The organism is Pseudoalteromonas sp. XMcav1-K (assembly GCF_044005875.1).
GTDB lineage: Bacteria > Pseudomonadota > Gammaproteobacteria > Enterobacterales > Alteromonadaceae > Pseudoalteromonas > Pseudoalteromonas spongiae.
Map to the genome: position 1 here is coordinate 30,948 of NZ_JBIPJE010000024.1, position 12,180 is coordinate 43,127.

The 12,180-nt window shown below is 40.0% G+C and carries 8 protein-coding genes; 3 read left to right on the forward strand and 5 right to left on the reverse strand.

The genetic code is table 11. The features are described 5' to 3' along the window. Positions 1-4: 4 nt before the first annotated feature. Positions 5-631 carry a maleylacetoacetate isomerase gene (maiA, locus tag ACHSBP_RS02460; RefSeq protein ID WP_010559359.1) on the reverse strand — a complete coding sequence of 209 codons (627 nt, stop codon included), beginning with the start codon at positions 629-631 and terminating at the stop codon, positions 5-7. Between the two features lie 99 nt (positions 632-730). Then, entirely contained in the window at positions 731-2,026 is a 1,296-nt protein-coding gene (gene hmgA / locus ACHSBP_RS02465; RefSeq protein ID WP_395388066.1) for a homogentisate 1,2-dioxygenase, read from the reverse strand. A 224-nt stretch (positions 2,027-2,250) separates the two neighbouring features. On the opposite strand from hmgA, the gene ACHSBP_RS02470 reads away from it, so the two are divergent. Next, on the forward strand, positions 2,251-2,676 hold the full coding sequence (locus ACHSBP_RS02470; RefSeq protein WP_010559357.1) for a MarR family winged helix-turn-helix transcriptional regulator: 426 nt from the start codon (positions 2,251-2,253) through the stop codon (positions 2,674-2,676). 70 nt (positions 2,677-2,746) lie between these two features. On the opposite strand, the gene ACHSBP_RS02475 is transcribed toward ACHSBP_RS02470, so the two are convergent. The 3 genes from ACHSBP_RS02475 to ACHSBP_RS02485 all read right to left on the reverse strand — a co-directional run bounded on the left by ACHSBP_RS02475 (position 2,747) and on the right by ACHSBP_RS02485 (position 10,086). Beyond that, positions 2,747-5,839 (reverse strand): carboxypeptidase regulatory-like domain-containing protein, encoded by a 3,093-nt coding sequence (locus ACHSBP_RS02475; protein ID WP_395388067.1) that lies wholly within the window; start codon positions 5,837-5,839, stop codon positions 2,747-2,749. A gap of 165 nt (positions 5,840-6,004) precedes the next feature. Further along, positions 6,005-9,190, reverse strand: a complete 3,186-nt coding sequence (locus ACHSBP_RS02480; protein WP_395388068.1) for a TonB-dependent receptor domain-containing protein — start codon at positions 9,188-9,190, stop codon at positions 6,005-6,007. Positions 9,191-9,264: 74 nt separating this feature from the next. Next, a complete protein-coding gene (locus ACHSBP_RS02485; RefSeq protein ID WP_395388069.1) occupies positions 9,265-10,086 on the reverse strand; it encodes a S1/P1 nuclease in 822 nt (273 codons plus the stop codon). Between the two features lie 336 nt (positions 10,087-10,422). On the opposite strand from ACHSBP_RS02485, the gene ACHSBP_RS02490 reads away from it, so the two are divergent. Continuing rightward, a complete protein-coding gene (locus tag ACHSBP_RS02490) occupies positions 10,423-11,151 on the forward strand; it encodes a hypothetical protein (protein ID WP_234004726.1) in 729 nt (242 codons plus the stop codon). Beyond that, complete coding sequence (locus ACHSBP_RS02495; protein ID WP_395388070.1) at positions 11,138-12,073, forward strand: hypothetical protein; 936 nt, start codon at positions 11,138-11,140, stop codon at positions 12,071-12,073. The genes ACHSBP_RS02490 and ACHSBP_RS02495 overlap by 14 nt, the downstream gene beginning before the upstream one ends. Positions 12,074-12,180 lie beyond the last annotated feature (107 nt).

Here is a 12,180-nt window from a genome sequence, read left to right on the forward strand (position 1 = left end):
TAACTTAGTTTGCATCAAGCTGGTTTTCAGGTGCCGCATCAATAAATGCTTGTATGCTGTTACAACGTTGATAAATCGCATTAATTTTTGGGAATTGTGCCATATCAAGGCCAAATCGTAATGCATTAAATACTTGTGGCACTAAGCATACATCGGCAAGGCTCGGAGTATCGCCACAACAAAAATCCGTTGCACCAATTTGCTTTTCTAGTTTTTCAAAGCCAATTTGGATCCAATGTAAATACCAAGCAGTTTTTTGCTCTTCGGTTACATTGAGTTCACCGGTTAAATACTTTAATACGCGTAAATTATCGATTGGGTGAATGTCACAAGCAATTGCATAGGCAAAACTGCGTACTTGTGCTTTTTGCCAAGGATCATTCGGTAACAATGGCGTTTGTGGGTGAATTTCGTCAAGGTACTCTAAAATCGCAAGCGATTGACCTAACTTACCTTTTTCGGTTTCCAGCGCAGGCAGTAAACCTTGTGGATTGACGTTTAGGTAATCGTTGCTTTGTTGTTCACTTTTTAGAAGATTTACCGGTACCATTTCGTGATCTAAAGCTTTTAAATTAAGCGCAATACGAACACGATAAGCAGCAGATGAGCGAAAATAAGTATAAAGTTTCATAAAATTAAGTCCTTTAAGCACGAACAAAAAAGAACGGCTGTCCGTTCTTTTTACACTAACTTTGTTAAGTATGTGATCAGCAATTTAAGTGAAAAGATATTACTGACTAAAATATTTCTTAATGCCTTTCCAGCAATCTAGGTAATTCTGCTGACGCTCTTTACCTTCAAGTGCATACTTGGTTGGTGAAATAACGTAACGCGATTCAAACATAAATGCGAGCGTGTTTTCATAACGCTGTGGTTCAAGCTCTGCATTTGATGCTTTTTCAAAGACGTCTGCTTCAGGGCCATGTGGCGACATGCAGTTATGTAAGCTCATTCCACCAGGTACAAAACCGTGTTCTTTTGCATCGTATACACCTTCAATTAAGCCCATAAACTCACTCATAATATTACGATGATAATAAGGTGGTCTGAAGGTATTTTCTGCAACCATCCAACGTGGTGGGAAGATCACAAAATCCACATTTGCAACGCCGGCAGTGCCTGAAGGCGAAGTTAATACGGTAAAAATTGATGGATCTGGGTGATCAAAACTTACCGTGTTCATTACGTTAAAACGCGAAAGATCGTACTTGTAAGGCGCACTATTACCTGTCCAAGCAACAACATCAAGTGGCGAGTGACCGATATCGCAGCGGAACAAGTTGCCATTAAACTTAGCGACAAGTTCAAAGTCGTCTTCAATATCTTCAAATGCGGCAACAGGATATTGGAAGTCACGCTCATTGGTATAACCATTTGCGCCTACTGGACCGCGCTCAGGCAGAATATAAGGATGACCGTAATTTTCGCAAATATAACCACGCGCAGTAGCTTCAATTAGTTCAACCGAGAACTTAATGCCACGTGGAATCACGGCAATTTCCCCAGGTTTGATTGCAAGTTTACCGCATTCAGTATGAAGTACCAGAGCGCCTTGTTGTGGCACAAAGAGTAATTCACCATCGGCATTATAAAAGTAGCGACCATCCATTGAGCTATTTGCTACGTAAACATGAATACCAATACCTGTTTGACCATTGGCACTGCCATTTGCAGCCATGGTGATTAAGCCGTCGACAAAGTCAGTTTTTTCAGTTGGAATATCAATCGGGTTCCAGCGAAGCATAGTCGGAGGTGTTGGCACCTCAGTGATTGGTGCAGTGCGCAGTAAACCGTTATCAAGCGGTGAATAATCGCCTTGTACAACAGAAGGACGGATGCGATAAAACCAATTACGACGATTATCTGCACGCGGTGCTGTAAACGCTGTGGTGTTGTATTGTTCAGCGTATAAATCGTACTTTACTTTCTGCGGTGAAAACTGGCCGATAGGCAATGCACCCTCAAGGGCTTCTGTTTCAAACTCGTTACCAAAGCCGGTTAAATAGTCATATTCTGGAAAACTCATAGTCACTCCCATTGTGATTTTTAATCAATATAGTCTCACGTGAGACTAAATGCAAGTGTACATTGAGTGGTTTATAACGTTATTGCTCGTCTTATGATATAGGGTAAACGGGCCAAGGGCATCTTGATTAAAAATGACTTAAGCGGTGTAGTGTGTTCTAGGCTTGCTTGTAAAACGCATAAGTTAGCGTCACACTAGCTGAAAATTTCTAAAACAAACACATTATGATAACTCTTGATTCGTTCTTACCATATCGCCTGGCGCGTCTTAGTAATGCACTCAGTAATAGTTTTGCAAAAGTATATGCCGATAAGTATGGATTAACAGTACCCCAATGGCGTGTGATTGCGCATTTGGCGCAGCAATCAAACTTAACCGCGAGAGATATCTGCGATAGGGCAGAGCTTGATAAGTCCACCGCATCACGAGCGGTAAAGCAATTAATAGAAAAAGGCATTGTTGTGGGTATGCAAGACGAAAAAGATAAGCGTGCAACGGTGCTTGCCCTAACAAAAGCAGGCGAACAATTGTTTTTCCAATTAGCAAGTGATGCAAATAATTGGCAAAATGCATTATTTGATAAGTTAACACACGAAGAGCAAAGTACATTATTTACCATTATAAATAAGCTCGATGATGTGACCGATTAGTTTCGTAAGTTGCTTTAAAATCAAAAATGCCCAGCATGAGCTGGGCATTTTTAGTTAATAATACTTTGTATTAGAAGTTGTAACGAACGCCTAAACGAATTTCCCAAAGTGATGGATCAACTTCTACACTGGTACCTGACGGATTATGAAATTCCTCAAACACATATTGTCCTTGGTCATTTATATCCGCGGTGACAGCACGTTGGAATGCACTACCACGTTTCAATACACCCCAGTCATCGTTTAGCATGTTGCCGATGTTTTTAACGATAAAGTAGGCTGAACCTGAGTGACCATCGTTAAACCCAGGAAATTGCTGCTCAACTTTGAAATCAATAGTTGTCCACCAATCACCATCGATTTCATTTCTATCTTGTATTTCGCCGCGTTTTAATCCTTCAGAACTAACCCAAGCATTAAATGCTTCTAGGTCAAAGTCATCACCATAAACGACGTTTGCATCATTGTTTTGCGGTACATACAAAAGCTGACGGTCCTCGTCATTAAACCCTAAACCACCGGTAGAAGACGAAAAAGTGTATGAATACGGGTTAGTTTGGCTAACTTGACCAAATAGGTTGAAGCGCGTTTCTAAGCCATCAATAAATTCATGCACATAGCCTGCGGAGAAGGTAAAACGATGTGGCACCTCGTAATTGGATGTAGAAACCCCCGGGTTTTCAGGGTCACTTACGGCTATTCGATGGTAGTTTGAAAACGCCACAGAACTTGTCATTGGGTGTACTTCTTTCGCAATGGTATATGCATATGAAGCTGCAATATCAAAGCCGTTATCAAACGATTTATTAAAAGCAAAAGAAAGCACATGGGAGTAACCGTCGCTACCTTTGACATTTGTCAATAACAGATCGGATTCACGAGGGTGGTTAACTCCTGAGTACACCGGGCGTCCGTCCGGCGCAGTTCCCGTGATTTCATCAGCTAGGTTTCGGATCACAGCGGAATCTTGTTTATCGGTATACAGGTAATCTAAGTTAAAGATGTAGTTTGACTCTGTGATATAGGTACCACCTAAGGCAAACTTCCATTCCGACGGAATTTCAAAGTTTGGATCGGTTACATTAGTGCTATCATCGGCGCCACCTTGCGAAACCGCGTCATAAAGTTCAACTGGAATATCGTAACCGGGGCGCCCTGAACCATTAAACGCTATTGCATCTGGTCCCAAAATTTGAAGGTTTTTCTTATCGACCTGAATATTACGAATCCCATCGTTTGAATAACTGTTTGAAATCCAAACATTCGGGTTACCGCCAGAATATAAACCAAAGCCACCGCGTAGTTCTAATTGGTCGTTGTAAATCCAGTTAAAGCCAAAACGTGGTTGCAGCAAATCAACGCCATCTAAGTTTTGTTGATTTGAAAAACCGTAACGCTGTTCAAAATTCGCACTGTACTCTGGAACATCATCACTGGTATACACGTCATAACGTAAACCAAACGTCAGTGTTAAATCGTAATCAATTAAGTCGTAGGTGTCTTGCGCATAAAATGTATTGAGCGCGTACTCAAATTCACCAGCAGCGTCTTTTGGGTTGTGACTTTGTGCGTTGCCGTAATATACGCGAGCAATACCGTTTTCAAAATCATCAATTGAACTAAAACGGTATTCGCCCTCATTATGCTGGACAAACATATTAAAAACATCGAGTGACTCGCGTTCATAACCAAACGATATTTCATGGTTATCTAAAAAGTAAGTACCCGCCAGCTTTAGTGATAAGTTGTCGTATTTTAGTTTGTTTGCTTGTCGCGAGTCATCAGGGCCAATAAAAACATCGGCGTCAGGCGTTGATATACGCATTTCGCCAAAACCTGATGCCGCATCAATAGATATTTGACGATTATCTAACTTCGAATAGCCAATGCGTACTTCAGTTGAAAAGTCATCGGTCCAATCGGAATAAAGTGACGAAACGAAAGATTGTAATTTGGCGCCGCGTTCATAAAAGTGATTTGATAAAGATAGGGCACTTGAGTCCGAATCTGATTCGCTTAGCGTATAACCATCATTATAGTTATATACGAGGCTTGCTCGGTGGTCGTCGCTGATGTTCCAGTCTAATTTGGCTAATAATTTTTCATCTTCAACCGGTAAACTTGGGAGCATGCTACCAGGATCATAACCGTAATTCGTTTTAGCAATTTGCGTAATGCGGTCAATCGTAGCTTGGCTTACTTTTCCATTTGCAAAGGGCGTGTAATCAAAAATTTGTGCGCCATCAAGCTCTTCATAAGAGGTGAAGAAAAATAATTTATCTTTTATTAGTGGTAAACCAACATTAAAGCCATAACGCTTTTCACTGTAGTCACCTGTATCGACATGCGTTCCTTCAATTGAATCACCCTTTAATGCATCACTGGTGTAATCAAAAAATACGCTGCCACTAACTTCATTATTACCTGATTTTGTAACCGCATTGATGTTACATGACGTAAACCCGCCGTATTGCACATCAAATGGCGCGAGTTCAACTGCTACTTGGTCTATCGCATCAAAAGAAAAGGGCATGCGCTCGGTCGGATAACCGTTACTGTTCAAGCCAAAATTATCGTTCATACGCGCGCCATCAACAGTTAAACTGTTAAAACGTGGATTACCGCCAGCGCACTGAATCGCATCGCTCGCCGCTTCGTTAATATAGATCCTCGGATCGGTTCGAATAATGTCTTTAATATCGCGATTAATTGCAGGCTTATTTTGTAAATCATTTAAGGTGAAGTTACTTGCAGGCCCTGTACCGCCCGATTGCATTGAAAGAGGGCGACCAGTAACAAGTATTTGCTCCATTGCTGATGCTGATTGAAGCTGCACACTTAATGGGTATTCTTTACCTAATGTAAGATAAATATTTTCTACCATAGTGTCTTCAAACTCGTTTGAATCAACGATTACTTGATATGGGCCACCAACACGAAGGCCTTTTGCGCTAAATAAGCCTGCGTCGTTAACAGTTGCAGTTTTTACTGAACCAGAAGGTAAGTGGATAATCGTTATTTGTGTGCCAGTGGCAGGGTTACCGTTAGGCCCTACAATGTTACCTTTTAAAGACGATGACGTATCATTTGCATACACCAGTGTTGAACATAGACAGCTTGCGACTGCAAGTGGCAGTAGTTTTTTGTTGAAGAGCGTGTTCATAGATCTTTCCCTTGATAGTAGTTTTAGTAAGCCTAAAACAGCATCATTAAGCTTTTATTAAAATTATTACTTTTTGGTTACACTGCAATAGTTTAGTCCAATTTATTTCAGTGTAAAAAAAAGCCCAGCAAATGCTGGGCTTTTATTTTCAAGGGGGTTTTTAGTTTAGAACTTGTAGCTTACACCAATCTTAGCTTGCCACGCTGACGAGCCAATATCGATTGTGCTGTAGTTTAATGTGCTTGCGCCATCAAAACGTTTGTCAAGAATATAACGGCCTTGATCATCTAAGCCACCAAAGTCATAAAGTGTTTGGTTCGGGTATGTTAGACGTTTTTCAACACCCCAATCGCTGTTAAGCAAGTTAGCGAAGTTATCAACCATTAAGTAAACTTGCGCTTTGTGACCTTTTGCAAAACCAGGGATCTCTTGCTTAATGCTGATATCCATCTTAGTTACCCAAGGTTGGCTATCAGAGTTACGGTCCATAATTGAACCTGAAGCACTTAAACCAGCTTTATTCATAAGCGCGCTTAATTCTTCCCAAGAAATACCAGACTCTTCCCAGTTTACATTTGGATCATCAGCACCCGTTGGGATGTAAGCAAGGTATGCACTGTTTGAGTAGAAGTCGCGAGTATCACCTAAATCACTATCTTTATACATGCCCATTACCCAGCTGAAAGGGCGACCTGAGCGACGTTCAAAGAACATATCGAAACGTGTTTCGTAACCGTCAAAGAACTCACGCTTGTAGTTTAGGTTTAACTTAAAGCTATGCTCAATTTCGTAGTGACCGCGCGCAGCCATGTCCATGTTACGGCTCTTAACAATGTTATGCTTATAGTTACTTTGTGCACGAGATGAAGAACCTACGTGGTTTTCTTCGATATCTTGGTGCGTGTAACTCATGGTCATGCTTACACCGTTATCCCAGTTTTTCGCAAGTGACGTAACAAAGATAATTGAGCGACCATCGTCATCAGCATTAGTCATCATAATGTCGAAGTTGTCAGCTTTGTCACCTTCGTAACGGCTTTCGTAAATTACACGTTCGCCATCAGCTGCTAAACCCACTTCTTTAAGTGCTGTGTTTTTCCAAACAGCTTCATTTTGTTTCTTCTCATACGCAAGTTCTGCTGACCAAATGTAGTCATCACCAAAACCTTCAATTGAGAAGTTGTAATCAAAGCCTAACTGTGCACGCCAGCTTGATGGTAGCTCAAAGTTAGGATCTGTGTAGTTGGTGCTACCTGCACCCGGTACCAATGAATCTTGGATTGCCTGAGGTACTTCTGTAATATCAGCAGGGTTTTGCGAATAGTAATCAGCAATTGCACTGCTTGGTGCTGCTACAAAAGTAATACCATCGTTCTGGAATGGGTTGTTATACCAAACGTTAGGAATACCACCTTGGAAACGGCCTACACCACCTTTAACGGTTAAGTCGTCGCTCGCAAACCATTGGAAACCAATACGTGGAAGAATGATGTCTAAGCCATCAAGGTTTTCTTGGTTGCTGAAACCATAAGTTTCTAAGAACGCTTCGTTAAGGCGTGGTTTATCATCAGAAGATAAACGCTCATAACGCACACCAGCAGTTAACTCAACGTCATCGTGTGGGTAGAAAGTGTCTTCGATGTATAGTGCAATTTGGCTACGTGTTGCGTCATATGCCGTGTCTTTTGAATCGTTTGTGTAGGCATTTGCATAGTCAAAATCGTAGCTACCACGGAAGTTACCAACTTCACGATTTGCAAAACCATCAAAGCTATCAAACTCCCATGAACCTAATGAGTTTGCTGCAAATAGGTTGTATAAACGTAAACGCTCGTACTTAGCACCAAATTTTATCTCATGGTCGCCAAGTAGGTATGTACCATCAAATGCAAGCGCAGTATTTTGGTTTTCTGCGTAGTTTGCATGACGGAATTGATCCATACCAAACTGGTAAGCAGGACCACGGAAATACTCTTCAACTAGTACGCTACCGATGTTTGAGTTAGTGTTGCTCTCAGTCGTTACATCTTTGTGGCTAATGCTGATTTCTGATGAAAAATCATCATTCCAATCTGAATAAATCTTAGTTGCGAAGTTATTGAATGTATTAACATAAGTGTAACGGTTTGATGCTAACATCACAGTGTCACCACCATTACCGAAATTACGCTCATCTTGGTCGTCTTGCCACTGGTAAGTGAAGTCTAGACGATGCGCGTCGTTAATATTCCAAGTAATTTTACTGATTAATGTGTCATTGGTATCTTCAGGGTCGCCACCTAAAGAATCCGTCATACCGTACTCTGTTTCTAAGATAGATAAGAAACGGTTGAAGTTTTCTTCAGTTGTGTTGTAAAGGTGAGTAGCACCTGAACCTTCGAAACCATAATCCATCTCTAATTCACTACGCCATGATGTGTAGTTTGCGAAGAAGAATAGTTTGTCTTTGATAATTGGACCACCAACACTGAAACCGTAACGTGCTTCAGTTTGAATTGGGTCTACTTTTTCGGTTTCGTACGTACGCTCGTCTTCACCTTTAATTTCAACTAGGCGATCTACGTCACCAGCCATATCTGGTGTAGATGTTTCATAATAGCCAGAGAACTTAAACTCGTTTGTACCTGACTTAGTTACCGCGTTGATTGTACCGCCACCAAAGTTACCTTTAGATGCTGAGAATGGTGCAAAGTCAACAGTAACTTGCTCGATAGCATCAAGTGATACTGGCGGCTGTTGTGATGGGTAACCACTGAAGTTTAGGCCGAAATCATCATTTTGTGAGATGCCATCAACGGTTAACGCGTTAGTACGTGGATTGTTACCAGCAATTGTTAATTCACCAGAACCAGTTACTGTCGCAAGTGGGTTAATACGCGCAATATCTTTAATATCGCGGTTGAAGCTTGGCGCATTTTCGATGATTTCAGCACCGAATGCACTGTTTGCTCCGCCAGCTTGTTGTGTATAGCTAACACCGGTTACTTGAATTGTTTCCATTGTTAATGGTTCAAGTTGCTCGCTAATACGGCTTGTTTGACCAAGGCTTAAGTAAATACGATCTTTAGTGATATCTTTATATTTGTCTGAATCGATGATTACAGTGTAAGGACCACCAACACGAAGACCTTTAGCAAGGAATGCACCTGCGTCGTTCGTAGTATATTCAGTAACCGTACCCGATGGCTCGTGAATTAATTTAATTTTAACGTTAGCAGCAGCTTCTCCTGCAGGCGTAGTAATTTTACCGCGCACTGCTGATGAGGTTTCTGTCGCATAAACTGCACCAGATGCACCCAAACAAGCAGCAACAGCAAGTGTTAAAGCGCTTTTACGTAGTTGCGTTTTCATTAGTAGTTTCCCGTGTAACTAAATTTGAAAGTTAGTTTTAAAAATTTTATTGCTTTTGTTCATGCGTTAGCAGATTACTTAGTAACTGCTTTCGCGTGTGCCGATTCGTCAAAAATGTGGTTTAACAAACCAGCTAATCTAATTCCGCCTTGTAGCAAACGCTGTTTTATTACAGGCATTTGCTCATAGACGTAATGGTATTTAAATTCACCGTTACCGATATCATACAAACCTTGTGCTAAATGAAATGATTCAAGCACCCAATCTTTGGGCTCTGAGGCTAGGTAAGTAGAAATGAGCTTTGCGTCGTTTGTATCAATAAACTCGGCAAATTCACTGTAAGAAAGGTTTTCGCTTTCAACTAAATCTTTATCCCACAATGAGTGTAAATTGGTTTCTTTACCGAAAAATTTCACTTTTATTTTATTTCCACCCCAGTCTTCACTGCGACCAGCATGCATTGGTTGATGAATATCGCCAACTAAATGAGTGAGGAAACGAAAATAAAATTGCTTGTCTTTTAATGAGGTGTTCGTGCTTTTAAGCACTGCGGTGGCTTTCAAAATACCAGCGTAAATATCAGTAACTTCGCCGTCGGTGGCTGAAAGATGGTAATGATGAGGTTTAAACTCATCTGCCGAAGCGATATTAATATAGTGCCACTTACCAGACTCTTTTTGCCAGAAGGGTTCTGGGTTAGCGCGCATTTCATCAGCCCAAGTGGTTACTTCAGCCAGTTTATCGCCTTGTAATAATGGGGCAATAGCATTACGAGTGTCAGCAGTTAAATGATTGTCGGCAATCTTGCCGATTATACGATGCCCATTTTGACTCCATGCGGCCACTTGAAAGTGCGTTAGCGTAAGAGCAATTAATATCAAAGAACGTAAGCTCATAATCATCTTTTTAATTGTATGTAGTTGTTATCAACAAGGCTAATTGTCCTTAGTTTTACAAAAATAGGAAGGACTCATTAGGATTCATAATTACTTGTTAACAAAATAACAAAATCAATGGCTTATGTTTTTTAAATAAATTTACCTATTGCAATAAGTAAATATACGTGATGAAATTGAGGCTTGAATTGAGCATAGATAATAACAATTAAAATGAAATATAACTTTTTGTTTTCAAAAGCGGTAATAACAGCTGTTTTTTGTATATTAATTGTTCTTTTTGGTTTTCTAGGGAGCTCTCAATACCCAACCAAATTAAAGGCAATTGATACTTTTATGTCTGTCAAGCAACAATGTGATAAAGCGTTGTCAGAAAATGAAAATACGTTCAATATTTATGTGCCAACAGAGCAGTTAGCAAAGCAGCTTATACCGTATTTTTGTAATAACCCGATTGTTGCAAAGCAGTTTGGCCAAGTGCAGTTAAACTGGGGCCATAATATGAGTGATGCGTTAGATTTTATCGGGCGAGGTAACGCTGATTTAATCATGACTAAAGAGAATTTAATGGTTGCCTTTAAAAGTGAATACACTTTTAACTATAAAACCTTGCTTGCCTATCCTGATTACACTGCATTTTTTATCTCGTTAAATGAAAAACCAAAGCTTGAAAAAGAGTATTTTATTGATAAACGTATTGGCTTGTTGGATTACCCAAGTAGCCGTTCTGGTTACATTTTACCGAGAACGCTGTTTAAACGTTTAAATATTAATGTTGATAGTTTGGACATTGTGCAGGCTAACTCACATTCTGCGCTGAGAGATCTGCTAGCTGAAGGAAAAGTCGATGTGATTGCATCGTATTGGAAGCAAGACGATATGGACCGCTTTTTGGAAAATTACATTACACCGATTAGCAGTAAAGTGAGTGGAAGTCGTTGGTATTTTAAAATGGAGACCGAAAACACAGAGCTTGTATGTGCAATTAATCAAATTATTCACCGCCATGCAAATGCCCAAACCTCTCCCTATTTTAAAGATGTAGAAAGTTATGTTGAATGTTAAAAAAAATAAGCAGATTTTGCTGTGCATATTAGTCTTTTTGGTATTTCAGTTGGTCTATGGCGTAGCCAAACGCATAAATCTTGTTAATGCTGAGTACCAGTTAACACAACATATTGAAAATAGAATCGCAAAAGACTTAAATCGCTTACCTTTGCCTGATCCAAATAAAAGTAGTGCTGGCAATGATCTGGCCGTGGCAAATTACATTACGGCATTAAATGAAAAATTAATGCACCATCCTCTATTACCAAAGGTATTGGCTATTCAGTCAAATAACTATAAAGTTGGCTTAAATCGCAAAGTAATAACCCATCAATTTAGTACGCCTACACAAGTAGTGCGATTTGCTTTCTCGCTAAAAAAATTGGGCTTGTTTGATTATTTTTCGTGGTTGGCACTTATCGCAAGTATCGGATTTTATTTTTTAGTTAACTACCGTTATGACTTGAAGTTAACAAAAAACAATTTGGTAGTAGAGAGTATTGACGAAGAGCGAGCGAGACTGGTTATCGATCTTGAACAGAAATTGCTGATTAACAGTCGTACTCACACAAGCGTACCACTCGCCAATAAGCCATTATGTTTTTATACAGCATTGATAGAATATTGCATGGCAGAACCAGATGTTTTACTCAACCAAAATAAAGAGCTGCCAGATGAACTTGTTAGCCTTGCAAACAAGTATTTTTATCGTTTAACGGAATTAGGACACACTATTCGTAAAAGGCCAAACTTTTCAAATAGTTTAGAGAAAACGCTAAGTGAAATTCGCGCTGCGCTTGATGAAATTCTATTGGATGATATCGAACTAAAAGACATGCTCTATCCCCCAAAAGCTCATGGAGAAGGGTCACGTTCAAAGCTTCATCATTACGGATTACGTAATGTTGATACTGACCAAATTGAAATAATCGGTAAATAATCGTAAGAACTTTGTCGATGACGCGTATTATGCTTTTAAGTTTCTAAGGCATATACGTTTATCGACCTCTAATTTGATAAGTGTTTGAGTTATTAAAATTTGGTAAC

Coding starts and splice junctions, on each gene's coding strand:
- ACHSBP_RS02470 (WP_010559357.1), top strand. CDS start 2,251: ATGATAACTCTTGATTCGTTCTTACCATATCGCCTGGCGCGTCTTAGT.
- hmgA (WP_395388066.1), bottom strand. CDS start 2,026: ATGAGTTTTCCAGAATATGACTATTTAACCGGCTTTGGTAACGAGTTT.
- ACHSBP_RS02480 (WP_395388068.1), bottom strand. CDS start 9,190: ATGAAAACGCAACTACGTAAAAGCGCTTTAACACTTGCTGTTGCTGCT.
- ACHSBP_RS02475 (WP_395388067.1), bottom strand. CDS start 5,839: ATGAACACGCTCTTCAACAAAAAACTACTGCCACTTGCAGTCGCAAGC.
- ACHSBP_RS02485 (WP_395388069.1), bottom strand. CDS start 10,086: ATGAGCTTACGTTCTTTGATATTAATTGCTCTTACGCTAACGCACTTT.
- maiA (WP_010559359.1), bottom strand. CDS start 631: ATGAAACTTTATACTTATTTTCGCTCATCTGCTGCTTATCGTGTTCGT.
- ACHSBP_RS02490 (WP_234004726.1), top strand. CDS start 10,423: ATGTCTGTCAAGCAACAATGTGATAAAGCGTTGTCAGAAAATGAAAAT.
- ACHSBP_RS02495 (WP_395388070.1), top strand. CDS start 11,138: ATGTTGAATGTTAAAAAAAATAAGCAGATTTTGCTGTGCATATTAGTC.